The 23,279-nt window shown below is 35.4% G+C and carries 23 protein-coding genes and 1 tRNA gene; 10 read left to right on the top strand and 14 right to left on the bottom strand.

All coding sequences use genetic code 11. From position 1 onward, the window contains the following. Nucleotides 1-2: 2 nt before the first annotated feature. Nucleotides 3-299, bottom strand: coding sequence for an MGMT family protein (locus tag C0Q33_RS03695; protein ID WP_101477250.1), 297 nt, complete (start codon nucleotides 297-299; stop codon nucleotides 3-5). After that, nucleotides 296-1,072 (bottom strand): D-aminoacyl-tRNA deacylase, encoded by a 777-nt coding sequence (locus tag C0Q33_RS03690; RefSeq protein WP_101477249.1) that lies wholly within the window; start codon nucleotides 1,070-1,072, stop codon nucleotides 296-298. The genes C0Q33_RS03695 and C0Q33_RS03690 overlap by 4 nt, the downstream gene beginning before the upstream one ends. 39 nt (nucleotides 1,073-1,111) lie before the next feature. Between C0Q33_RS03690 and C0Q33_RS03685 the strand changes: the two genes are divergently transcribed. Genes C0Q33_RS03685 through C0Q33_RS03675 form a run of 3 tightly spaced genes read left to right on the top strand, consistent with a single transcriptional unit; the run spans nucleotide 1,112 to nucleotide 2,276 of the window. Further along, nucleotides 1,112-1,297, top strand: coding sequence for a SecE/sec61-gamma family protein translocase subunit (locus C0Q33_RS03685; RefSeq protein WP_245867304.1), 186 nt, complete (start codon nucleotides 1,112-1,114; stop codon nucleotides 1,295-1,297). A gap of 1 nt (nucleotide 1,298) precedes the next feature. After that, the gene (locus tag C0Q33_RS03680) at nucleotides 1,299-1,754 is read left to right on the top strand and encodes a transcription elongation factor Spt5 (protein ID WP_101477248.1); all 456 of its coding nucleotides are present in this window, start codon (nucleotides 1,299-1,301) and stop codon (nucleotides 1,752-1,754) included. A 39-nt stretch (nucleotides 1,755-1,793) separates the two neighbouring features. Continuing rightward, nucleotides 1,794-2,276 (top strand): 50S ribosomal protein L11, encoded by a 483-nt coding sequence (locus tag C0Q33_RS03675; protein WP_101477247.1) that lies wholly within the window; start codon nucleotides 1,794-1,796, stop codon nucleotides 2,274-2,276. Between the two features lies 1 nt (nucleotide 2,277). Here C0Q33_RS03675 and C0Q33_RS03670 read toward each other — a convergent pair whose 3' ends face one another. Next, nucleotides 2,278-2,712, bottom strand: coding sequence for an Lrp/AsnC family transcriptional regulator (locus C0Q33_RS03670; RefSeq protein ID WP_177996815.1), 435 nt, complete (start codon nucleotides 2,710-2,712; stop codon nucleotides 2,278-2,280). 190 nt (nucleotides 2,713-2,902) lie between these two features. Between C0Q33_RS03670 and C0Q33_RS03665 the strand changes: the two genes are divergently transcribed. Together C0Q33_RS03665 and rplJ are read left to right on the top strand one after the other, a co-directional pair. Beyond that, nucleotides 2,903-3,562: a 50S ribosomal protein L1 gene (locus tag C0Q33_RS03665; protein ID WP_101477245.1), complete on the top strand. Its 660-nt coding sequence runs from the start codon at nucleotides 2,903-2,905 to the stop codon at nucleotides 3,560-3,562. 1 nt (nucleotide 3,563) lies between these two features. Further along, entirely contained in the window at nucleotides 3,564-4,430 is an 867-nt protein-coding gene (rplJ, locus tag C0Q33_RS03660) for a 50S ribosomal protein L10 (protein ID WP_101477244.1), read from the top strand. A gap of 7 nt (nucleotides 4,431-4,437) precedes the next feature. Here rplJ and C0Q33_RS03655 read toward each other — a convergent pair whose 3' ends face one another. The 3 genes from C0Q33_RS03655 to C0Q33_RS03645 all read right to left on the bottom strand — a co-directional run bounded on the left by C0Q33_RS03655 (nucleotide 4,438) and on the right by C0Q33_RS03645 (nucleotide 6,021). Then, nucleotides 4,438-5,070: a TRIC cation channel family protein gene (locus tag C0Q33_RS03655; RefSeq protein WP_101477243.1), complete on the bottom strand. Its 633-nt coding sequence runs from the start codon at nucleotides 5,068-5,070 to the stop codon at nucleotides 4,438-4,440. 72 nt (nucleotides 5,071-5,142) lie between these two features. Beyond that, nucleotides 5,143-5,439, bottom strand: a complete 297-nt coding sequence (gene rpl12p / locus C0Q33_RS03650; RefSeq protein WP_101477242.1) for a 50S ribosomal protein P1 — start codon at nucleotides 5,437-5,439, stop codon at nucleotides 5,143-5,145. 75 nt (nucleotides 5,440-5,514) lie between these two features. Next, nucleotides 5,515-6,021 carry a hypothetical protein gene (locus C0Q33_RS03645; RefSeq protein WP_101477241.1) on the bottom strand — a complete coding sequence of 169 codons (507 nt, stop codon included), beginning with the start codon at nucleotides 6,019-6,021 and terminating at the stop codon, nucleotides 5,515-5,517. Nucleotides 6,022-6,098: 77 nt separating this feature from the next. Between C0Q33_RS03645 and alaS the strand changes: the two genes are divergently transcribed. The 3 genes from alaS to C0Q33_RS03630 are packed head-to-tail and all read left to right on the top strand — an operon-like array spanning nucleotide 6,099 to nucleotide 12,735. After that, complete coding sequence (gene alaS / locus C0Q33_RS03640) at nucleotides 6,099-8,807, top strand: alanine--tRNA ligase (protein WP_101477240.1); 2,709 nt, start codon at nucleotides 6,099-6,101, stop codon at nucleotides 8,805-8,807. Nucleotides 8,808-8,811: 4 nt separating this feature from the next. After that, on the top strand, nucleotides 8,812-11,682 hold the full coding sequence (gene leuS / locus C0Q33_RS03635) for a leucine--tRNA ligase (protein ID WP_101477599.1): 2,871 nt from the start codon (nucleotides 8,812-8,814) through the stop codon (nucleotides 11,680-11,682). Between the two features lie 45 nt (nucleotides 11,683-11,727). Further along, nucleotides 11,728-12,735 (top strand): NAD(P)/FAD-dependent oxidoreductase, encoded by a 1,008-nt coding sequence (locus C0Q33_RS03630; RefSeq protein ID WP_101477239.1) that lies wholly within the window; start codon nucleotides 11,728-11,730, stop codon nucleotides 12,733-12,735. A 2-nt stretch (nucleotides 12,736-12,737) separates the two neighbouring features. Here C0Q33_RS03630 and C0Q33_RS03625 read toward each other — a convergent pair whose 3' ends face one another. Continuing rightward, on the bottom strand, nucleotides 12,738-13,439 hold the full coding sequence (locus C0Q33_RS03625; RefSeq protein ID WP_101477238.1) for a YkgJ family cysteine cluster protein: 702 nt from the start codon (nucleotides 13,437-13,439) through the stop codon (nucleotides 12,738-12,740). 37 nt (nucleotides 13,440-13,476) lie between these two features. On the opposite strand from C0Q33_RS03625, the gene C0Q33_RS03620 reads away from it, so the two are divergent. Beyond that, the gene (locus C0Q33_RS03620; RefSeq protein ID WP_101477237.1) at nucleotides 13,477-13,797 is read left to right on the top strand and encodes a hypothetical protein; all 321 of its coding nucleotides are present in this window, start codon (nucleotides 13,477-13,479) and stop codon (nucleotides 13,795-13,797) included. Nucleotides 13,798-13,828: 31 nt separating this feature from the next. After that, nucleotides 13,829-13,931 (top strand) — tRNA-Gln (locus C0Q33_RS03615). Nucleotides 13,932-13,955: 24 nt separating this feature from the next. Here the strand turns inward: C0Q33_RS03615 and C0Q33_RS03610 are convergent. The 7 genes from C0Q33_RS03610 to C0Q33_RS03580 all read right to left on the bottom strand — a co-directional run bounded on the left by C0Q33_RS03610 (nucleotide 13,956) and on the right by C0Q33_RS03580 (nucleotide 23,237). After that, nucleotides 13,956-14,555: a 30S ribosomal protein S7 gene (locus tag C0Q33_RS03610; protein WP_101477236.1), complete on the bottom strand. Its 600-nt coding sequence runs from the start codon at nucleotides 14,553-14,555 to the stop codon at nucleotides 13,956-13,958. 3 nt (nucleotides 14,556-14,558) lie between these two features. Then, nucleotides 14,559-14,996 (bottom strand): 30S ribosomal protein S12, encoded by a 438-nt coding sequence (locus C0Q33_RS03605; protein ID WP_101477235.1) that lies wholly within the window; start codon nucleotides 14,994-14,996, stop codon nucleotides 14,559-14,561. A gap of 5 nt (nucleotides 14,997-15,001) precedes the next feature. Continuing rightward, nucleotides 15,002-15,460 carry a NusA-like transcription termination signal-binding factor gene (locus C0Q33_RS03600; RefSeq protein ID WP_101477598.1) on the bottom strand — a complete coding sequence of 153 codons (459 nt, stop codon included), beginning with the start codon at nucleotides 15,458-15,460 and terminating at the stop codon, nucleotides 15,002-15,004. 74 nt (nucleotides 15,461-15,534) lie between these two features. Next, nucleotides 15,535-15,852 carry a ribosomal L7Ae/L30e/S12e/Gadd45 family protein gene (locus C0Q33_RS03595; RefSeq protein ID WP_101477234.1) on the bottom strand — a complete coding sequence of 106 codons (318 nt, stop codon included), beginning with the start codon at nucleotides 15,850-15,852 and terminating at the stop codon, nucleotides 15,535-15,537. After that, nucleotides 15,845-19,639, bottom strand: a complete 3,795-nt coding sequence (locus tag C0Q33_RS03590; RefSeq protein ID WP_101477233.1) for a DNA-directed RNA polymerase subunit A' — start codon at nucleotides 19,637-19,639, stop codon at nucleotides 15,845-15,847. Before C0Q33_RS03590 ends, C0Q33_RS03595 begins: the two co-directional genes overlap by 8 nt. After that, nucleotides 19,639-22,986 (bottom strand): DNA-directed RNA polymerase subunit B, encoded by a 3,348-nt coding sequence (locus C0Q33_RS03585; protein ID WP_101477232.1) that lies wholly within the window; start codon nucleotides 22,984-22,986, stop codon nucleotides 19,639-19,641. Before C0Q33_RS03585 ends, C0Q33_RS03590 begins: the two co-directional genes overlap by 1 nt. Beyond that, nucleotides 22,986-23,237, bottom strand: coding sequence for a DNA-directed RNA polymerase subunit H (locus C0Q33_RS03580; RefSeq protein WP_101477231.1), 252 nt, complete (start codon nucleotides 23,235-23,237; stop codon nucleotides 22,986-22,988). The genes C0Q33_RS03585 and C0Q33_RS03580 overlap by 1 nt, the downstream gene beginning before the upstream one ends. Between the last annotated feature and the right edge of the window lie 42 nt (nucleotides 23,238-23,279).

Genomic DNA, 23,279 nt, shown 5'->3' with positions numbered 1-23,279 from the left:
ATTCAAAATCTATAGATTTTATCTGAATCTAGAATTTTTCCGTTCTTTATTTTAATTCCTTCCTTAGATAACATATTAGTCTTAATCTTCTCACCCCAAGCATAACCTCCAATCTTACCATTAGACAAAATTACTCGATGACAGGGAACAATAACAGGAAATGGGTTTTTGTTCATCATTCTTCCAACAGATCGTTGTCCATTTTTCAGACCCACTGCTTTTGCAAGCTCAGAATAAGTTGTTACCTTTCCTTTTGGTACTTGTAAGAGTTTTTTATATACCTCATTTTCAAGATTCAAATCCTCACCATCTCCAAATCAGTTGAATTTATCATATCAACAATTTTTTGTTTGTTCTTTCCAAGTCCACTCCAGTCTACCAATGTAAATTTAGCTTCTATATTTCGCTCTACAACATGATCAAAAAGGTTTTTGTCAAGATCATCTAAAGCATGTTTTGGAATAACAGTTCCCAGTGCAAAATCACCCTTGAGTAATTCTTTATTGAATTTACTAGGATAGTGTGTACCTCCAAAACATATGGCTACATCATATTTCTTTTGTGGCTCAGACATTTCTTTTAGGACGATTTTTGCTACACTTTCACACAATTTTTTATCAGTCCATTCTTTTTCAGTTGTACCTATTTCAATGAATAAAGTAGGCTTACTCAAGGCTGTAGGTCCGTGATGAGTTGCCTCTATTGTTATATCAAATTTTGAAAAAGTATCTCTTTCTTCCCATAATCGTTTCATGTATGATTTCTGGAAATGTGGATGTGGTATTGCCACCTGCCTCGGAAATCCACCAAATATTGCATCCCCGAAATTTCCTGTACTATGGCATGTCAACGCAAGTGTGCCACTCTCAGATGCGTGTTTTGATAAAAACACATAACCGTCATAATGATATTTTTCTTCAAGCCAATCAGCAGATATTGCTGGAGTTGGTATTATTACAAGGTCAAAATTATTTCCATGATAAATCTCATCTTCTTTTTTCATTTGTTTTGAAATGAATGATGCCATGTTAGAACCCGCAGGATCAGATTGGTATGCTACGAGTAGTTGCATAAAATAAGAATTATAAGGACACTTTATTAACGTCCTCCAATGGTAAAGATAAACCCAAAACAGATGCTTAAGGACATGGTCAACACCATGAAACTTGCCAAAAAGTCAGATAAAGAAGACTACATGGAACATTTGAGATTAGTAGTTCTTGGTATGGCTACACTTGGTGCCATCGGGTTCATAATTCAATTCACATTTGCCGTTATTAATTTAGGACATAGATAGAATGGAACAAGAAACAAAATCACACTTTTTCGCAGTTAGAACCACCGGTGGTCAAGAGAAAGTTGTCATGGGGTTACTAGAAAACAGAATTAAACTAAAAAAACTCAACATACAGTCAGTTCTTCTTCTAGAGAATCTCAAAGGATATGTTGTTGTGGAGGCCATAGATGCCAATGCAGCATTTGATGCACTACAGGGAATCAGACACATTAGAGGTCAACTAAGAGGAGAATTAACATTCAAAGATATCGAAGGATATTTGGTAAAGAAATCTACAGTTTCAGAATTAGTCGTGGATCAAGTTGTTGAGATTATTGGCGGTCCCTTCAAAGGTATGAAAGCCACAGTTACAAGAGTAGATCAGGATAAAGAAGAGGCTACTGTAATTTTACTTGATGCGCCATATCAATTACCAGTTACTGTTGATGCAAATTATCTTAAACCATCAACTCATTAGCAAGGATTAAATTTACAGTTAAGAGGGAAGAAAAATATCATGGCAGATATGCAAAGTGTTTCTGCACTTGTCACAGGAGGCCAAGCTAGTGCCGGTCCTCCACTAGGTCCAACATTGGGACCATTGGGTGTTAATATTTTACAGATAGTCACGGCAATAAATGAGAAAACTAAAGATTTCGAGGGAATGAAAGTCCCAGTTACAGTCAATGTAGACAAGAAGACAAAAACATGGACAGTAGAAGTAGGAATTCCTTCTGCAGCAGCTTTAATTTTAAAAGAGGCAGGCATTCAAAAAGGTTCAGGAACTTCTGGTGCAACATGGGTTGGAGAAATATCACCTGATTCAGTTATCAAAGTTGCAAAGTTAAAAATAGATTCATCCTATGCATTAAATATCAAATCCGCTGCAAAGGAAATAATCGGAACTTGCTTGGCACTCGGAGTAAAAATAGATGGTAAAAATCCCAAAGAGGCAACAGCCGAATTAGAAGCAGGTAAGTGGGACGATAAATTCAAGTAAATTATTCGATTACAGAATAAATCGGATCTTTATCAGTTCTTTGCAATTCAACAAAAGTTTCAGTATTTAGTATTCCTTCGATCTTACCTATTTTTTCTATAGCCACAGTATGTAATTCTTCGAGGTTCTGTGCTCTCAGAGTTAACAGAATATCAAAACGTCCAGTGACTTCAGATATTGCTACTATTTCAGGAGTTTTTATCAATGCCTTATGGATCTGGTCCTTTAACTTTGGATCCCTGTTAATACCCATAGTAGCTCTTACTCCTATACCAATCAAAGACTCATCAACAACAATAGTAAATTTCTTGATTAATTTTTTCTTAACAAGTCTCTTTATTCTACTATATAGAACCGAAGTATTTACTCCAAGTTTTTTTGAGAGATTAGGAACTGACGCATTACCGTCTCGGCTAAGTTCAGTAATTATTTTCATATCTAATTCATCGAATTTGTGCAACTTTGCGACTTGTTTCTATTAGTATTTAATAAATGTAAGTTCCTTTTGCGAAATGTATTCTTATTTCAAGATAAGTTCAACAATATGAAAATTTTAGAATGTTAGCATTTCTCGAATGGTTTTGTCGCTAAAGGATTTTAAATAGGCAAATCAGGAAGATTTCGTAATGATTACAGAGTCACAGATATCTCAGATGATAACAGAGGCTAAAAAGAGTACAAAGGCAAGAAAATTCAAGCAGTCAGTAGAGCTAATCATGACTTTCAGAGATGTAGATGTGAAGAAAGGATTTGCAATAACTGAGACAGTTCAATTACCAAAAAAGATGAGTCAACCAGCTAAAATTTGCGTAATCGCTTCAGGAGATCTTGGTGTAAAAGCAAAGAGTGCTAATGCAGACATGGTAATAGATAGTGCACAGATAACACAAATGGGTACAAACAAGAGGGAATCACGCAAATTAATTAACGGTTATGACTTTTTCCTTGCAGATACTTCAGTCATGGCAAATGTCGGTAAGACATTAGGTCAATTCATGGGTCCTAGAGGCAAGATGCCTACACCACTTCCGTTCAATGCTCCAATTGATTCCATATTGGAAAGATTCAGAACTTCAATCAAAGTGAAATTGAAAAACTCTCTTTCTTTGGCATGCAAGATAGGGGATGAAACAATGTCTGATGAGGATTTACTTGCAAATGCTAATGCAGTAATTAGTACGATAGAAAAGAAATTACCAAGTGGTGATAAGAACATCAAGAGAATAATGATCAAGACAAGTATGGGAAAAATAATTAAACCAGTACAGCAACCAGGAACGAAGTAAGATGCATCAGAATAGAACAAAATATCCTCAAAAGAAAATGCAGATGTATCAGCAGCTTCAAGAATTACCAAACAAATACAAAGTTGTAGCATTAGTTAGAATGGAAAAAGTAAGATCTTCACAATTATTGCCATTAAGAAAAAAATTCAAAGGACAAGTTGAAATCGTAAGCATCAAAGACAAAGTTGCACAAAAGTCACTTTCTACACTAAAGATTCCAGGACTTGAGAAACTTGCAGAAAAATTAGTTGGACAATGTGTTTTGATGTTTACAAATATGAGTCCAATCAGACTGAATATTCTACTAGGTAAAAACAAAATAATGATGGCTGCAAGAGGTGGAGATAAAGCAAGTATAGATGTGGTAATTAAAGCAGGTAACACAGGAATTACTCCTGGACCAATTCTTACAGATTTCAAAGAGGCTGGAGTTTCAACAAAAATTGATCAAGGAACAGTTTGGATAACCAAGGATTCAGTAGCTGCAAAGAAAGGTGATACCATATCTGCAAAATTGGCTACCTTACTCAGTAAGCTTGATGTCAAGGCGGTAGAGGCAGGCATAGTATTAAACTCCGCCTTGGAGGAGAAGATAGTTTACAATCAAGAAGAATTAACAGTGGACCTAGAAAAATATAGATTGGCTTTTGCTCAGGCCCATCAAGAAGCATTAGCATTATCCATAGAAATAGGATATGTAACCAAGGAGAACGTCAACATCATACTTTCAAGAGCTGCTCAGCAGGCAAGATCACTTGCAATAGAATCAGGTTTCCTTACTGAAGACACTAAGGAATCAACGATTCAGAGAGCTCATGGACAAGCCAAATCACTATCAACAAAGCTAAAGAACTACAGCGCTCAATAACTCAAAATTATTCACGCACTTTGGGTAAATTCCAATTGTATTTCATAGCAACTAGTCTTAGCACAGTAGTAACTACAATTGATCCGATTGTTGCCACTTCAATTTGAAATTTAATAATTAAAAGAATGTAAAAAACAACAACACCTAGAAAACTTGCTGATGCATAAAGCTCTTTGACAAAAACCATAGGTATTTCTTTTACAAACATATCTCGCAGAATTCCTCCTCCCACAGCTGTAAGCATTCCTGCTATGACCATAGCAAGAAAGTTCATTCCAAATAATTGATATGCCAATGTGGCACCAATTGCAGTAAAGACTCCCAATCCAAGTGCGTCAAATTTTAAAAATAAATTCCAGTGTTTTTGCATTTTTGGATAAAGAAAGAATATGATAACACCAGTTGTTGTAGTAACAATTACATAATTTGGATCAGAAATAGAGTGAGGAGGGAAATGACCAAGGATGATATCCCGTATAGTTCCTCCTGCAACACCTGTTATTGTTGCAAGAATAATAATTCCTACAATGTCTGCCTTGTTCTCTATTGCTTTGAATGCACCGGTGACAGCAAAAGCCATAGTTCCAAACAAATCCAATATCAAGACAATAAACTGAATCGGGGATGATAAATCAGTCAAATAACAAATTAACCAAGACTATAGTAAATAATGTTTTTAAGAAATTACAAAAAGGGGATAAAAATTACAGTTTTAACCGAATAGTGCTGAAAGACCTTCCATAGCCTGTTCTTCGGTCTTTGCAGATGGTAATTCAGCTTCCTTCTTTCCTTCTGCCGCTCCACCTGATGGTGCGGCTGGTGCAGCAACTGCTACTGGGGCAGCTTTGATTGCTTCCTCAATGTTCACATCTGCTAGTGCAGCTACAAGTGCTTTTACTTGTGCCTCATTTACTTCAGCACCAGAAGCCTTTACAACATTAGCAATATTTGCTTCGTTGATTTCCTTCTTTTGTTTGTGCAAAAGCAACGCAGCGTATACGTATTCCATTGTAAACAAATTTTGCAAGAGGCATAATATAAAACTATGGAGCTTTTAAGAAAAAATAAATAAAAAATGCCTTTTCTAGTTTAAGATCTTAAGACCTCTACAGATTGAATACATGTATTTCTTCAATTCTTTATCATAAAGTGTATCCATTCTTTGTTTTAGGAGTCGCTTTGCCTGATCTCTTTCTGGACCATTAGGTAAAGAGAGAACATTGTTAATCAATTCAGGAATTGATTCTCTAACCCAACCAGAAATAATATTATGAATATTTTTGTGGATTTTGTAAACGTCATTAGTATCAACATCAAATACTCCAGTAAAATTATTGAATTCAACTCTATAGATCAAGGCAAAGATACACTCCTTAGGTTTAGGATTTTTCAGAATTTCAACGGATTGAGGACCAGCTTTTCCTTGTAACACTTTATTCTTCAAACCTACAGGATTTATTACAATTCCATTAACACCAATGTTATTGTTTTCTACTCCTGTTACAATGCCTACAATGATATCATTATACTCGCCATTGGGCTTGGATGCAAAGGCAAAGTCTCCTTCTTTCCAGCCCTTCTTTTGAAACATGAGAAACTTTTCTAATAAATCATATTTAATGTGTTGCTTCAGAATGCTTAATATCAGTCAGAAGAAAAAATTGTGAAATGGACAAAGATCAGATCCTTTCAAAGTTTTCTACGGATCCAGAAAGATACTATAAAGTTTCATTATTTGAAGATGAGGGATTTAGAAGAAAATCATGCAGCAAATGTCGAAGATATTTTTGGACTTTAGATGATAACATGAATTTGTGCCCGGATCATATAGAAAATAGTTATTCTTTCATTGGTGATCCTCCTACAAACAAGAGATTTGATTATACACAAGCATGGAAAGAAGTAGAATCTTTCTTCGTACAGAATAATCATAAATCAGTTGGAAGGTATCCAGTAGTTTGCAGATGGCGTGATGACCTTTATTTTACGATTGCATCAATTGTGGATTTTCAGAGAGTGATGGGTTCCAAAGTTGTCTTTGAATTTCCGGCCAATCCGTTAATTGTCCCTCAAACTTGTCTCAGATTCAAAGATATTGAGAATGTCGGAGTAACTGGAAGACATTTTTCTAGTTTTTGTATGATAGGACAACATAGTATACCAAATTCCCAAGGATATTGGAAGGATAGATGTGTAGAACTTGATTTTAAACTTCTTACAGATAGATTAGGAATTAACAAAAAGGAAATAGTATTTGTTGAAGATGTGTGGGCAGGAGGAGGATCTTTTGGTTCGTCACTTGAATATTTTGTAAGAGGTTTAGAACTTGGTAATGCAGTATTTACGGAATTCCAAGGAGATTTGAATAACTATTCTGTTTTAGATCAAAAGATTATCGACATGGGCGCAGGCCTTGAAAGATTCGCATGGATAACAATGGGAACTCCAACTGCATATGATTGCTGTTTTGGACCCATAACAAACCACATGATACAAAAAATAGGTATTGATATAGATTCAAGCATAATTTCAAAATATTTTATGGCAGTTGCAAAAGCTCTATCTGAATCAGAAGATATCTCAATAGTCAGAAAAACCGCTGCAAGAATTGCTGGTTTAGACGAAACAAAACAGAATAAGATAATTTCACCACTTGAAGGCATATACATGATAGCGGATCATTTGAGAACCCTCATTTTTGCAATTTCTGATGGCGCATTGCCAAGTAATGTTGGAGGAGGTTATAACTTGAGAATGATTCTAAGGAGAACACTGGCTACGATTGATAGATTTGGCTGGAATTTTGATCTCAATGACTTGATTGATCTTCACATAGATTATCTAAAATCAACTTACCCAGAGCTTGAACAAACTCGTAATGATGTTAAAACAATAATCGAGGTAGAAAAGAGTCGTTACAACGAATCTAGAGTCAGAATGAAAAACATGGCAATCACTCTCAAGACACAGAATAAGAAATTAACAGTAGATGATCTCATTCGCTTGTACGAGTCAGATGGTATAACACCAGATTTCCTCAAAGAATCTCAGATAATACCAGAAATTCCTTCAACGTTCTATGAAAGATTAACAGATTTGCACCAATCTGAGAAAACTGAAAAAAAACAAGAACTGAATTTGGAGGGAATACCCGATACAGAATTGCTATATTACAAAGATGATCCTCATGAATTTGAAGCCAAAGTTCTTCGAGTGATCAATAATAAATTTGTCATACTAGATAAAACGTCATTTTATGCAAGAGGAGGCGGTCAAGAGCCAGATCATGGAATAATTTCTGAATTTGATGTGATAGACGTCACAAAACATGGTAATGTCGTATTACATGAGATTAAAGATTCTACACCAAAAGAAGGCATAATTGTAAAATGTAAAATTGATTCTACAAGAAGATTTGGAATAACACGTAATCATACAAGTACTCACGTACTAAACGCGTCTTCAAGAAACATATTAGGCTCATGGATCTGGCAGCATTCTGCATTCAAGGATGTAGATTATGCAAGATTGGACATTACTCACCATTCAAATCTCACAGAAGAAGAAATAATGAAGATAGAGGATCTTGCAAACATCACTATAAGAAAAAATATTCCGATATTAATCAATCAGTTTGAAAGAGGTAAAGCTGAACAAGAGTATGGCTTTAGAATTTATCAGGGAGGAGTAGTTCCAGTAAAACTAGTACGAATTGTCAACATAGAAGGATTCGATGTGGAAGCTTGTGGTGGAACTCACGTTCAAAAGACGGGTGAATTAGGATTAATAAAAATTACAAAAGCTGAGAGAATCCAAGACGGGGTTGTAAGACTAGAATTTGTTTCTGGTGAGGCCGCAGTAAAGTATACTCAAAATCAAGATAGAAAGATTTCACATATAGTAAAATCACTTGGTTCAAGCAAAGAAAAGATGTTAGAATCGTTTGAACATGTGATGAATGATTCTAATGATGCAAAAAGAAAATTAAAGCAATTAATGAAAAGAACTTCAGAGTCATCTGCAAAAGAGGCAATTACTCAGGCAAAGAATATCGGACAGGTGAAACTTTACAGTACAGTTGAGGAAGAACTTGATGAAGAATTTCACATATCCACAGGAGAGATGGCAACCAAGATTGAAAAATCGTTGATCTACTGCGCATTAATAATAAAAAATGAAACAATCAAGATAATTGCGTTTTGTGGTTCTGAAGCCATTTCGACCAAGAAAGCAGGAGATCTAGTAAAGGATGTATCCAAAGTACTTGGCGGTTCTGGCGGTGGAAGAGACACATTTGGTCAGGGCGGAGGAAAAGATCTATCAAAAATAAAAGATGCCCTCCTGACCATAGAGAAATCAGTTATTGGAGAGAGATAGTAAAATGGACTGGGCTTCACTTGAAGAAAAATGGAGACACATATGGGAAACTGAGAAATATTTTGAGACTGATCCTAATAATGAAAAAAAATTCTTTGTGACTGTAGCTTATCCATATCCCAATTCTCCGCAACATGTTGGACATGGAAGAACATACACGTTGGCAGATGTTCATGCAAGATTTATGCGCATGATGGGTTACAATGTATTATTTCCAATGGGGTTTCACTATACAGGAACTCCCATCCTTGGCATGGCCAGAAGAGTTCAAGACAATGACATAAAATTATTAGAAACATTTCGCAATATATACAAGGTTCCAGATGAGAAGATAAGAGAATTTTCAGAGCCGATAAAAATTGCAGATTATTTCCACCAAGAAATAAAGGCAGGAATGAAAGAGATGGGTTATTCAATAGATTGGAGAAGAGAATTTACTACAGTAGATCCTGTGTATAGCAAATTTATTGAGTGGCAGTTTAGAAAATTAAAAGAGAAGAATCTGATAATTCAGGGCACCCACCCTGTAGGATGGTGTCCAAAGGATCAGAATCCTGTCTCTCAACATGATACTCAGGGAGATGTAGAGCCAAGTTTTACAGAATACACAATTATCAAATTCAAGTATGAGAAGTATATCATTCCCACTGCAACATTACGACCTGAGACTATTTTTGGGGTAACAAACATTTGGATAAATCCAGAATTTGTTTATGAAATCATACAAGTAAATGATGAAGAATGGATAGTAACAAGCGAGTGTGCAAGAAAGTTAGAATTTCACAATAAAACAATAACAAGATTAGATAAAATATCAGGCAAAGAACTAATAGGTAAAAAAGTTCAGGTTCCTGAAAGAAATGATCAAGTTCTAATTCTACCTGCAAGTTTTGTCAAAAGCGAGAATGGTACAGGCATAGTAATGTCAGTTCCAGCACATGCTCCTTTTGATTATCAAGCTTTAGAAGATTTGAAAAAAGAATTTACAAAATATCCTAATCTTTCTGAGATTCAGAATATTAAAGCCATATCAATAATTGCAACAGAAGGCTATGGAGAAATTCCTGCTCAAGATGTAATAATCAGACTTCAAATTGAAAATCAGAACAATCCCAAGTTAGAAGAAGCGACCAAGGAAATATACTCAAAGGAATTTTACAGTGGCAGATTAAAACAAAATACTGGAAAATTTGTAAACAAGACAGTATCAGAGGCAAAAGATGAAGTAAAAAAATGGATGCTACAAACTGGAAATGCTGATATTCTGTACGAACTAAATGAGACACCTATAAGATGTAGGTGTGGTGCAGAATGCGTAGTAAAAATACTCAACAATCAATGGTTTCTTAACTATTCAGATCCAGAATGGAAAACAAAAGTTCATTCATGGATAAATGAGATGAAAATTCTTCCAGAAGAAATTAGAAATGAATTCAATAATGTGGTAGATTGGCTCCGAGAGAGAGCATGTGCAAGACAACACGGATTAGGAACAAAATTACCATGGGATAAGAACTGGATAATAGAGAGTCTATCAGATTCAGTAATTTACATGGCATATTATACAATAGCAAAATATGTTAACAGTAAAGAAATTACATCAGAAAATACATCTGATATTTTTTTTGATTATGTATTTTTGAACAAAGGAAGTTCGGAAACGGTCTCGTCTCAATGTAAAATAACATCAAATCTACTGGAGAAGATAAAAAATGAATTCCAGTATTTTTATCCAGTTAATGCAAGACATTCAGGCAGAGATCTAGTACCCAATCATCTAACATTTTTTATTTTCAACCACATAGCAATATTTCCCAAGAAATACTGGCCTGAAGAAATTGTGGTCAATGGTTCAGTTTTAATGGATGGAAAAAAGATGTCAAAGTCTGAAGGAAATATAATTCCCCTTAGAGATGCCATAAGAATTCATGGGGCTGATTCTATAAGACTCGCAATTTTAATTTCAGCGGAGCTATTACAAGATGCAGATTTCAACCAAGAGGCAGTCAAGGGAATAAAGAACAAGTTAGAAAGCATGTTAGACGAATGCTCAAAATACAAATCTGCTCACAATATCAAACTTGAACAGGAGGATAGATGGATAAAAAGTAAGATTGAACAATTGACTTTCATGACAACTTCGTCAATACAAAAAATGAGATTAAGAGAAGCACTACATTTCATACTCTACGAATTTGAGTCAGATCTTCAGTGGTATATGAAACGAGTTATCGCAAAGAAACGTGAAGATTTCTCAGGAATATTGCATGAAATATTTTCTACGAGAGTAACAATGATGTCACCTTTTGCGCCATATGTATCAGAAGAGATGTGGTACAGATTAGGAAATCCAGGTATTGTATCAAAGTCTTCTTGGCCTACATATCATGCTGGCAATATTGATTTTGGTTCAATTCAATCTGAAAATCTATTAAAAAATACGATGGATGATATCAAAAATATAATCAAGGTCACAAAGATCATTCCTAAAAAAATAACAATTTACACACCAGCACCATGGAAAGTAAAAGCTTATCAGAAAATTTTAGCTAAAGTTGTTGAAGGTGAGGTAAACATAGGCACTTTAATAAAATCACTCATTGCAGACAAGGAAACAGAGGAAATAAAGAAGGATCCTGATTTTGTTAAAAAAACAGTTAATGATATTTTATCAGAATCACAGGAAGAGAGAGAGACAAAAAATAGAAGTGGTTTAATCGATGAGAAGAAAATTCTTTTTGAGTTAGATTCACTTGTACAAGCAGAATTTGGAATTATGTCTCAAGTATTTGCAGAATCAGATCAAGATAAATATGATCCGAAAAATAAATCAAGAACAGCTAGACCATACAAACCAGCCATCTTAATAGAATAATAATTGCCGCATGTTTTTATTAGGTAATTTATGGTATAAGATCGCTTGAAGATTGCCGTAGTTGGAGTAGGAGTTGCAGGAGCATATCTCCTTGCAAGATTGAAGAATCAACATGAAGTAGTAGGTTTTGAAAGATCTACACAAGAAAATCATGATTCCATATGTGCGTGGGGCACATCAAAAGCACCAATGCAAGAATTTTCTAAAAAAGTTGGACTTGATTTTAATGATTATCTAATTCATGATGGAAAACAGATGTATGTTGACATGGGTTTAGAAAGATTCCAAATTAAGCTCAAAGGACTTTGTACGTACAACAAGATTGGATTGATAAAAGACATGGCAAAAGGATGTAAGATACATTACGGAGCTGCCCCAAAATTACAGGATTTAGAACCTGAATTTGATATGATTGTTGATTCCACAGGTTTTCATCGATCATACTTACCAAGACTTGAAAAAGATTTCCATCTGCCAACTTTTCAATACAAAGTACAATACGAAGACAAGGTACCATTTGATGATTTTTATCTCAAACCATTTTCTTCCATCAGCGGATATTTTTGGTATTTCCCACTAGGTGATAAACTTGCACATATTGGCGCTGGAGATAAAAATAGAAATCACATTGTAGAAACTAATGCATTCTTAAAAAAATATGGAGGTAAAGTTCTAAAGACAGTTGGAAGACCGATACGTCTTGCTACCCCTAATCTTTGTGAACCATTCTATCATGGAAAGGTGGTTGGAGTTGGAGAATCAATAGGAACGGTTTACCCACTACTTGGTGAGGGAATAATTCCAAGTATGACTTGTGGCGATATTTTTGTTGAAACATTAGGAAATAATGAAAGATATAGGCAGATGGTACTTGAAAAATTTGCAATTTATTCAAAGGTATTAGCTTTTGTAAGAAACAAAATGGAAAGCAAGTTTGGAATAATGAAGAATTTTGTTGATATGTTATCCATCTATAGATATATGAAGAAAAACGAGAGCAGATTTGGAATGGAGATCAAGATGACAGATATGATGAAAGTGGCAAGGGCATAGAATCACATACTTACATAACCAAAATTTTCTCTTGTTGTTCTATTTGAATTCATAGTATAATCATAGATCGTTTTCGAATATTCAAGTAAAACTTCTTTCATTTCATCATGAGATTTTGCAAAATAAAATCCTGGACAATCCCCAGTAAATTGAAATGTAGCATGTACTCTGGCTCTTCCTTTTTCATTTTCAAGCCATGATGAGAACGGGTAAAGATAACACACTCCTGGTCTAGACGGATGGAGTCCACAGTAGCCTTTTTCATCAAGAAATCTACATCGGATATAAGTTCCATCTTCTGACTCTTTTTCATCTTCCTTACGTTTTAGATTTATCATAGTCATTACCACTGAATTTCCTTCAGGTCCCTTTTCTTCCCAAGTAGTGATATTGGTCTCTTTTTTTATAAAATCAGAGACTTTGTTGTATTTTAGATTCTTGCTTATTGTTATTAGATCATTACTTGTTAGTGGAAGTCTTCCTTGTCTGTTACAGCAATTATGACAGTCGGGCCAGAAGCATTTCCACAATACATAGCCATTTTCATCCCTAAGATATGGAATATGAAAAACTACATCATTTACTTTAACCTGAAAGTCAGCAACATCTGTTTTTCTACCCAGAATAAAATCTAGAATGATAGGCTCAATTTTCCAGTTTTTTGATAATAGATCTAACGCTTCTTCTATTTTTGATACCATCAACTAATAAATGGAGATCAGAACTTTTTGAACGTTATCAATGTTAGAAGAGAAGGGAAAGTATGCATCTGCTACTCAAAATCGAAGATTTGTCTGGGAAAAAGTCATGTGGCCATTAATTTTGGAAGTAAATACGATTAGCTTTACCACTCTGCAATACAAGAAAAAACGTGATCAAATATGTAAGGAATTGAACATTCCATCATCTCGAATTGCGGGAGGTTTTGTCTCACTTTTGTTAAAAGGAATTTTATACAAAGAAAACAAGATCTACTCCATTCATTATAGATTAATTCCTTACATGAGACTTGGAGCAAATTGTGATTATGCTACTGCAGTTCGTGAGGCAAGTACAAAATAATATATTCTCAAGAAATACCAGTCGTCTCGGTAGCCCGATAGTCTAGCGGCCAAACAATTTTGGGTTAGGGATCTCAGGCTCTGGATCTTACGAGAGGACACCTGGGGACGGCAGTTCGAATCTGCCTCGGGCTATCTATTATTTTTAAAAAATGACTTCTATCTAGAAGCCATTGCAATTCTTTCTAATTCATTCTTCTTCTTAACAGAAGGAGCATTCATGTCATTTGCAGCAGCAAGTATCAGATGTTCTGCAAGATTTTCCTCTACTGCTTTTGGATTAGAAAATGATGCATCTCTAACACCTTCTGCTATGAATCTTAATGCCAGATCAACTCTTCTTAGTGGAGCAACGTCTACTGAAACGTGATAAACAGTTCCACCATAAACTATTCTAGTTGTATCTTCATTAGGAGCAGAATGTTCTACTGCTCTAATCAAAACTTCAACTGGATTTTTTCCAGTTTTAAGATGTATAATTTCAAATGCTGCTTTTACTGTATTGATTGCACGAACTTTCTTTCCACCCATCCTACCAGTGTTTTTTGCATATTTCTTTCCAAAGTGAGATAGTTTGTTGATTAGTCGTTCAGTAATATTGACTTCAGATTTATTGAATCGTTTAAGTGCTGATCTACCAAAAGACAGAGGCATTATTCCTTGTTTAAGAGATATTACATTTTTTAGACCTGGATCTTTAATATCAATATTAGAGATATCCCATTTTCTAAAAAGTAAAAGATTCTGTGTTTCTGTCATTTTCTATCTCCTAGGTTTCTCTTTCTTTCCGTAAACAAGTTCTTTAAGTGAAGTTCCATTTACCTTGAAGACTTTCCATCTTACACCTGGAATATCACCAAGTGCTCCTCCCATGGATGCACCCATACCTTCCACGTGTACCTCGTCATGTTCATCAACAAAATTAAGTGCACCGTCTCTTGGAAGGAAGGCAGTAACTGTTTTACCATTTTTTATGAGTTGAACTCTAACACATTTTCTTACTGCAGAGTTGGGCTGCTTTGCTTCTATTCCAACTTTTTCTAAAACTATACCACGAGCTTGTGGTGCACCTCCAAGTGGACTAGCCTTTTTGTCAAGACCTAGTTCTCTTCTCTTGTAAGTACCTATAGACCATTTTTGGCGCTTTCTTTTATCCTTTAGAACTCTTCCTGCAAATAGACCTAGTGGTGATTTTGCCATACCATTTACTCCATTATTTTCTCCGGACTTTGAATAAGAACACTAGAAATTTGAAAGTATCTCTTGGCTAATAGTCTTGCTTTTTCTGCATTGCGACCTTCTCTACCAACTACAATTCCTTTCTTCTTTGCATCAACTAGAACAATTGCTTGAAGCGAACCGTCTAATCTCTTGTTTATTTTTACTTCAGAAACTAACTTTGGGTTTAGCATGTTCTTAAGAAATTCAGATGGTTCTTCAGAGTATTCTACAAGTTCAACATTTCTTTTTACTACATTTTGTAAATTCTTTATTGTAGAACCACCTTTACCAATAGCTAATCCCATCTTACCTGGATTTACTACAAATATGACGCGGTCCTGTTTTTCATCTTCGATACAATCTCTTGCCGTAGCTCCAGTCACATTCTGAAAAAGTGACATTAATTTTATTTGATCTGTTGTTAGTTTGATTGTTTCCGTCATGCCTTTTTTAAACTCGATCTCTTTGTGGGACATTTAAATCTTGATAGAAAACATGTGAGGAAAATGACATTGGATTATTTCGTCTCTATTTCAAGTTCTTTTGTGATTGCTTTTAGATTAGTATCGCTCAGAGTCTTAAGCGATAGTGCAGAAATTCTGAATTGTGTTCCACACAGTCTACCAAGTTCAACTGAGGAACCATTATAATTCAAAGTTGGAACCTTTGAACTTTTAGCTGCTTCTCGTATTTTTTCAAGTGTTTCTTCTGAAACTGAATGCGATAAGACAATTAGCTTTGAATTTTTAATTGTGCTAATTGCTTCTTTAGTACCAAAGGAGCATTTGCCATCCTCAATTGCATCTTTGATTAATTTTTCTAATAGTTTAACCATCTTCTACTACCTTCATGTATAGATCAACTGTTCCTGTACCTATTGGAATATTTGCGCCCACTATAACATTTTCTGTTACTCCTTTAAGCTCTTCAACTTCTCCCGCTAGTGCAGCTTCTGCAATTGTTGGAACGGTAATTTCAAATGCGGCTCTTGCAAGTACACTTGTCTTTGTTCCAGCGATTCCATGTCTTCCAATTTGTTGCAGATATCCTCTAGAACACATCAAATCGGAAACTAACATGAGATATCTCACGTCAACTTCTAAACCTTGATCAGATAGTGTGGAATTTAATTCATTTATCAATGAATTTCGTGCAGCCTCTATGCCCAAGCTACCTGCTATTTCAAAGATATTGTTAGTTCTGATATTTTTCTTATCTATGCCGTCTATTTCCCATACCTTTGCAATGTTTGAGCCAGAAGTTTGTATAACCCATTCTTCTCCTTGTTGTACGATTGTTACTCGTTCTACATCAGTAACACCTTTAACAGTAGTTGAGAGTATTTTGTTTCTCATTGCAAGAACAGTTTGAGTATCAGATTCTTCTGGTAATGTCAAGGTAATAGAATTTCCACTTGGTTCAATTTCGAATTTTTTCTTGGAAGATTGTAATGCATCCACTACATTCTCAATTGTACATGCTCTATCTCTTAGCTTATCTTGATTAAGATTGAGTTTAATTTTTGTAGAATAATCGGTTTCAGTACTGGATATCAACGCACTAATTTTTGTGTGTAATATTTCTCTGGCTACTTTAATTGCTTTTTCTTTTGATTTTTTGTAATTTTCTTCCAAATAGATATCCATCGTTGGTGTTACTGGTTTCTTTCTTGCATCTACAAGTTCAATTAATCTTGGAAGTCCCAGAGTTACGTTTCTTTCTCTGATACCTGCAAAGTGGAATGTTCTAAGCGTCATCTGAGTACCTGGTTCGCCTATTGATTGGGCTGTAACTACACCTACTGCTTGACCAGGTTCAACCTTTGCATTATCATAAAGTTCTAATGCTTTTTTACAGACTTTATCAACACCATCTCTGCTAAGTTTTGATTCTAGTAAAGCTTCAAGCACAGTTTTTGATAAACGTGGATTGAATGTCTTTACATATTTTTTCACAAGTTCTGAAATTTCTTCCTTAGTGGCTTTCTTTCCTGAATCAATGATACTTTCAGATTCTACCAGTCTAGCAATTCTAAATGCCTCACCATGATCACTTTTTGCTACATCTATTCCATCTTCACCATAAAGGAATTGTATTATATGACCATGAGGATCTCGAACTGTTCCATCATATTCTAGTTTGAGATGTTCAAGTGCATTGATGAGTCTTCTTTGCATGTAACCACTTTGCTGTGTTCTAACTGCAGTATCGACAAGACCTTCTCTACCTCCCATAGCATGGAAGAAAAATTCCAGAGTGGACAATCCTTCTCTATAATTAGATTTTACAAATCCTTTACCGTCAGGATTTGCATCATGTTCTTTGAAGTGTGGTAATGCTCTGTTACTATAACCTTTGAGAATTCTTCTACCTCTAATAGATTGTTGACCTAATGCACCTGCCATCTGACCAATGTTTAATGAAGAACCTCTAGCACCTGTTGTTGCCATTATTCTTCCTGCATTAGTCTCATCAAAAGATTTGTCTGCAGAGTTTCCAGCTTTATCTCTTGCTTTTGAAAGTTCGTTTACGATTTGAGCCTCTAATGCTTCTTCAGCGGAAAGACCCCTACTGAGTTGTAGAGTACCTTTCTTTGCTTGAGATATGAAATCATATACTTTATCATATGACTCTTGAATATTTTCAAGAATTCCATCTTTTGTCTTTGTTGCAAGTTCAAGATCAGCATAACCATAACTGAATCCATATCCAGTGATGAATTGTTTTAACATTATCAAGATAGAGTTGAGGAAGTTCTTTGCCTCTTCATATCCATAATCTTTTGTAATTCTATGTAGAACACTATCAGGTTCTTCTGCACCAATTGATGCTTTGTCAATTACACCGCTTACCAGTTGACCATTTTTAATTACAACATCTTTTACAGGACCCTTTGTTCCTTTAGACCATTTTGAAGTTATAACATAATTGAAGTCTTTGGGTAAGAAAAGCGAGAAGAGTTGTTTACCGCTATAAAGTGAACCGCCTTTTGCTTTAACTGCTGGATCTGGGAATGTTCCAGTGTAACCACCCAACATTGCAAGATTTGCAAATTCTTGTGGTGTTAAAGTAGTATCATCTTTTGTAAGCAGATATGCACCAGTAATGAAGTCACGTAATGCACCGATTATAGGACCACCGTATCTTGGAGAAATTAATTGGTCTTGTACACGCATTAAGAGTATAGCTTCTGCTCTTGCTTCTTCACTCTGAGGCACATGAAGATTCATCTCATCTCCATCAAAGTCAGCATTGTAAGGAGGACAGACTGATGGATGTAGTCTAAAGGTCTTACCAGGCAATACTCTAACATAATGACCCATAATTGACATTTGGTGCAATGATGGTTGCCTGTTAAACATTACAATATCACCATCAGATAGGTGTCTTTCTACAAGATATCCGATTTCAATATTATTTGCAATTGTTTCTCTATCTTCAACAAAATCAAGTCTGATTTTTACTCCATCAGGTCTTACAATATAGTTAGCTCCTGGAAACTTGCTTGGTCCGTTTATGACAAGTTTTTTCAGTCTTTCAATGTTCCATTCAGTAACAACTTCTGGAATTGTTAGTTTAGTTGCAACTGCTTCTGGAACTCCCACTTCAGAGATTTCCAAGTTTGGATCAGGTGAGATAACAGTTCTACTTGAAAAGTCAACTCTTTTTCCGGATAACGAACCTCTGAATCTTCCCTCTTTTCCTTTTAATCTTTGAGTGAGAGTTTTAAGAGGTCTTCCTGATCTATGATGAGCTTGTGGAATTCCGGATACTTCATTATCAAAGTAAGTTGTAACATGATATTGTAAAAGATCAACCAAGTCTTGTACGATAAGTGGAGGTGTTCCAGCTTCTTTACTCTCTTTGAGTCTCTGATTAACTCTAATGATATCTACAAGTTTGTGAGTTAGATCATCTTCAGATCTAATTCCTGTTTCCAGAATAATTGATGGTCTTACTGTAACTGGAGGAACTGGAAGAACTTGTAAAATAAACCACTCTGGTCTTGCAGTAGTGGGATCATATCCCAACAATTTGAGATCCTCATCAATCATGTGAGAGAATCTTTCTCTGATTGTAATTGGAAGTAATCTGTTCTCGCCAAGCTCAGTTCGTTCTATGAAGATAGTTGGTTTTGTAAATATCATTTCATACTGTGATTTACCACAATGAGGACATGTCTTTTCTTTCTTGGCTCTTTCAATTATTTCAGTCGGAATATGTTTAATTGAGATTACAGTATAAGCTGCTTCTTTTTTCATAATTTGATGATATTCTTCTAATTCTTCTTGTGGAAGTTTTAATCTAGCACATGATCTACATGTTGTAATTAAAAGCTTGTAGATGTTGTCTATAAATGCAATGTGTAAAACAGGTTCTGCAAGTTCAATGTGACCAAAGTGACCTGGACATCTTGCAGCTGTATTACCACAAGTAAGACATTTCTGTCCTGGCTCAAGTGTACCTAGTCTTCCATCCATTAATCCTCCCTGAACTGACATTCCATCTTCATCATAAGTCTCAGGTGCAGTAATTTCTGCAACAGAGTATTTTCGAATTTCTGTTGGAGACCATACTGAGAATTTTATTCCGTCAATTACTTTGATTGTCTCAAGTGCCATTATACTCTCTCCTTTATCAAAAGTCGTGGTGCTACATCAAGACTCATCATTTCTTGTAAAAGTAGTTTAAACGCATATGCTACAGAGATAGATGTAACTTTTCCTTTATCTCCACAGACTCTACATACGAATCTTCTTTGTTTAATATCATAATAGGATACCAATCCACATCTTTCACAAATATAGATATCCGCTTTATCAGATTCATCAAGTAATCTATCTTTTAGCATCATAGATGCACCATATGCAATAAGACAGTCTCGCTCCATTTCACCAAATCTCAAACCACCACCTCTTGCACGTCCTTCTGTTGGTTGTTTTGTTAACATTTGCACTTGACCTCTTGCTCTTGCATGAATCTTGTCTGCAACCATGTGGTGTAGTTTTTGATAATATACAACTCCAATGAAAACATCTACCGCAAATGGCTTTCCTGTCCTTCCATCATACATTACTTCTTTTCCAGAATACTTGAATCCATTTTGTTCTAAAACTCCTTTTACATCTTCAAGTTTTTCTCCAACAAAAGCAGAACCATCCATCTTACTACCACGTAATGCTGCAGCTTTTCCCGTTACAGATTCTAGGAACATTCCAACTGTCATTCTAGATGGGAAAGCATGTGGATTAATCATAACATCTGGAACAACTCCGTCTGCAGTGTATGGAAGATCTTCGTGATTGACAAGTAATCCAACAACTCCCTTTTGACCATGTCTTGAAGCAAATTTGTCACCGATTTCTGGAATTCGGAGATCTCTTACTCTAATCTTATACATTCTTCCCCCATCATGTGATTGAGTCATGACAACAGTGTCAACTACTCCATTTTCAGATGGTCTTACTCCAATTGATGTATCTCTTCTATATGGTCCCTTAACCTCAAATTCTCTATATTCTTCCATGAATCTTGGAGGACTTGTTTTGCCAATTAGTATATCTCCACCTTGAACTGTTGATTCGGTTGCAATTACACCATCTTCTTCTAATAATCTATATGCCTTGTCTCCTCTAAATCCACGAATATTTCCTTCTGCAGTTGGAATCTCGAAATTATCCCTCATGCCACCAGGATATTGTTTTGCTTCAGCTTCATAGATTCTGTAGAAGAATGTTCTACCAAGTCCTCTATCAATTGAAGATTTACTCAAGACAATAGCATCTTCAATGTTATAACCATCAAATGGTAGTACTGCAACAACACAATTTTGACCAGCAGGTCTATCCTCAAGTCCTAGAAGACCCATGGCTTTTGTGTTAACGATTGGAGTTTGTGGATAAAGCATAAGGTGTTGTCGAACATAGGTACTTGCATTCATTAGAGGAGTTGAGAAACCAAGACTTTGTTTTGCCATTGCGGATTCGTATGTATTTCTTGGAGATTGATTATGTTCAGGATATGGAATTATTGATGCACCTGCACCCAAAATTGCTGATGGGAATACTTCCATGTGAGTGTGCTTCTTGATGTCAGTTTCATCAATTGCAATGTAAGAGTTTTCTTCTTCATTAGCATCTACTAATTCAATTATTCCCATATGCAGTAAATCTGTCCATGAAAGGAATTTCTTACTAACTTTATCGATTAATTCTTGTGTTAAGAGAACTTTATTATCTTTAATTACAATTAGAGGACGAAGCACTCTTCCAGCATTACAGTTAACATAGAGTCTTTTAGTTGATCCTTCAAAACTAGATTGATACAAGAAAATTCCAACGTGTGGATGAATCTTGAAATTTCTCCTGAGATCTCGTAATGAATCAACAAGTTTCTGTCCATCTTTAAAGTATCCAATTAATCTCCCATCAACAAAAACTCTAGTTCCTTCTTTTTTCAATTCATCTTTTGCATCAGAGACATATGTTACACCTAAGTCGTAGAGTTTCTCAATTATATCCTCAGATGGAACATTAACAGAAATTATTGCAGATAAAGCCAAGTTCTTTACTAGTCCACAGTTTGAACCCTCAGGAGTTTCACTTGGACATATTCTACCAAAGTGTGTAGCATGAAGATCTCTTGCTTCAAAGTTAGGCTGACTTCTACTCAAAGGTGATTGAATTCTTCTAAGATGACTAATAGTTGATAGATAGTTAGTTCTATCAAGAAGTTGAGTTACACCAACTCTACCTCTTCCCCAATTTCCAGTTGCAATTGCATTATTCATTTTATCAGTAACAATTCCAGGTCTAACAGCAGCTGCTACTGCATTGATACCTCTTTTCTGACCGGACCTTTCTAGTTGATATTTCATATCACGGACTAAGTTTCTAAATGCTGTTCTGAAAAGATCAGCAAGCATTTGACCAGCAAATTTTATCACTTTATTCCCATAATGATCTTTATCATCAGGAGAAATCCATCCCAACTTCAATTCAATTAATTTGCAAGTAGCTTCACCAAGAAAGAGTGCTTTTTCTTTTCTATTATCAGGATGTTTACCAAGATGTGGAAGAAGACCCCAATCAAGTAATGTCTCAGCTCTCTTGATCTGGAACTCTTCGAGCATACCAGGTGCAATTCTCTTACTAATGTAGACAATAGCATCTTTTGCAGTTGGCACATCGCCTGATTTTTCAAACGAGCCCTCAAGCTCATCTTGAATGTCATCTACTAGAGATACAGAAGCAGCAATTTCCCTATCAGATTCAAGACCTAATGCTCGCATTAAAGTAACTACAGGAATATCAACAGGGGAACCTGGAATCTTTGCAACAATAAGACCATCATTTTTCATTATCAATTCCAATTTTGCGCGATAGCCAACTATAGAAGAATAGACCTTAGCTTTGAAAACAGTATTACCACCAACAGTTTCCTTGTCTACAATAATTTTATTGTAAGAAAGATCTTCGAGTCCTACTATAACTCTCTCTGAACCATTTATGATAAAGTAACCACCAGGATCATTTGGATCTTCACCATGTTCTACAAGTTTTTGTTCAGAAAGACTATGCAATATACACGCATTAGATCTTACCATCACGGGCATGTCTCCGATGTGAATATATCTCGATTCAAGAATTTTTCCATCTTCTACAACACTTGCTTCAAGCATTATAGGCGAAGCATATGTAACATTTCTTAATCGTGCTTCCATTGGTGCAATATGAGTTATCGATCCATCCAATTCCATCATACGTGGTTGTTGAAGTTTTACTTTGCCAAGCTGAATTTTATACGGATATTCGGCACTTTCAATTTCAATATGTCCGACTTCATCTATAATACTTTGAAGTCCCCTTTCAAGAAATTCATCATATGAGTTAAGATGTTGTCTTGCAATTCCTTCTCTCTTTAGAATATCTTGAACAATAGGCCAGCGTTTATTTGAAATATTTACCATTATTCTTCCACCACGTACCTATAGTAGAGACTCTCACCAGCAGTAGGACTCTTTCTTGTAATTTTTATCATATCACCTGGCTTTACTCCTAAACCTCGGATAGCTGGATCACTTACAAAGATTAGCGGCATTTCAGTGGGCTTGGTATGATATTTTTCAAGAACTTTCATTGCTTCATCTTTATTGATTATCTCATGTTTTGGGACATAGATATGATCTGGAATGAGTATTTTCTCTTTTTTACTTATCATGTCTAAAATCTCCTTTCAACATTAGCTGTAAACGCATAACTA

The sequence above is a fragment of the Candidatus Nitrosotalea bavarica genome, from assembly GCF_900167955.1.
Classification (GTDB): Archaea; Thermoproteota; Nitrososphaeria; order Nitrososphaerales; family Nitrosopumilaceae; genus Nitrosotalea; species Nitrosotalea bavarica.
The sequence above is the reverse complement of the archived record's forward strand: the minus strand, read 5'-3'. Positions and strand labels throughout refer to the sequence as shown.

What these genes read in the sequence shown, in the direction of transcription:
- C0Q33_RS03665 (WP_101477245.1), top strand. Translation starts at nt 2,903, where the DNA reads ATGATTACAGAGTCACAGATATCTCAGATGATAACAGAGGCTAAAAAG.
- C0Q33_RS03590 (WP_101477233.1), bottom strand. Translation starts at nt 19,639, where the DNA reads ATGGCACTTGAGACAATCAAAGTAATTGACGGAATAAAATTCTCAGTA.
- C0Q33_RS03670 (WP_177996815.1), bottom strand. Translation starts at nt 2,712, where the DNA reads ATGAAAATAATTACTGAACTTAGCCGAGACGGTAATGCGTCAGTTCCT.
- C0Q33_RS03620 (WP_101477237.1), top strand. Translation starts at nt 13,477, where the DNA reads ATGTTAGAAGAGAAGGGAAAGTATGCATCTGCTACTCAAAATCGAAGA.
- C0Q33_RS03585 (WP_101477232.1), bottom strand. Translation starts at nt 22,986, where the DNA reads ATGGTAAATATTTCAAATAAACGCTGGCCTATTGTTCAAGATATTCTA.
- C0Q33_RS03645 (WP_101477241.1), bottom strand. Translation starts at nt 6,021, where the DNA reads ATGTTTCAAAAGAAGGGCTGGAAAGAAGGAGACTTTGCCTTTGCATCC.
- alaS (WP_101477240.1), top strand. Translation starts at nt 6,099, where the DNA reads ATGGACAAAGATCAGATCCTTTCAAAGTTTTCTACGGATCCAGAAAGA.
- leuS (WP_101477599.1), top strand. Translation starts at nt 8,812, where the DNA reads ATGGACTGGGCTTCACTTGAAGAAAAATGGAGACACATATGGGAAACT.
- C0Q33_RS03680 (WP_101477248.1), top strand. Translation starts at nt 1,299, where the DNA reads ATGGAACAAGAAACAAAATCACACTTTTTCGCAGTTAGAACCACCGGT.
- C0Q33_RS03675 (WP_101477247.1), top strand. Translation starts at nt 1,794, where the DNA reads ATGGCAGATATGCAAAGTGTTTCTGCACTTGTCACAGGAGGCCAAGCT.
- C0Q33_RS03605 (WP_101477235.1), bottom strand. Translation starts at nt 14,996, where the DNA reads ATGGCAAAATCACCACTAGGTCTATTTGCAGGAAGAGTTCTAAAGGAT.
- C0Q33_RS03580 (WP_101477231.1), bottom strand. Translation starts at nt 23,237, where the DNA reads ATGATAAGTAAAAAAGAGAAAATACTCATTCCAGATCATATCTATGTC.
- rplJ (WP_101477244.1), top strand. Translation starts at nt 3,564, where the DNA reads ATGCATCAGAATAGAACAAAATATCCTCAAAAGAAAATGCAGATGTAT.
- C0Q33_RS03595 (WP_101477234.1), bottom strand. Translation starts at nt 15,852, where the DNA reads ATGGTTAAACTATTAGAAAAATTAATCAAAGATGCAATTGAGGATGGC.
- C0Q33_RS03690 (WP_101477249.1), bottom strand. Translation starts at nt 1,072, where the DNA reads ATGCAACTACTCGTAGCATACCAATCTGATCCTGCGGGTTCTAACATG.
- C0Q33_RS03600 (WP_101477598.1), bottom strand. Translation starts at nt 15,460, where the DNA reads ATGACGGAAACAATCAAACTAACAACAGATCAAATAAAATTAATGTCA.
- rpl12p (WP_101477242.1), bottom strand. Translation starts at nt 5,439, where the DNA reads ATGGAATACGTATACGCTGCGTTGCTTTTGCACAAACAAAAGAAGGAA.
- C0Q33_RS03610 (WP_101477236.1), bottom strand. Translation starts at nt 14,555, where the DNA reads ATGACAGAAACACAGAATCTTTTACTTTTTAGAAAATGGGATATCTCT.
- C0Q33_RS03685 (WP_245867304.1), top strand. Translation starts at nt 1,112, where the DNA reads ATGGTAAAGATAAACCCAAAACAGATGCTTAAGGACATGGTCAACACC.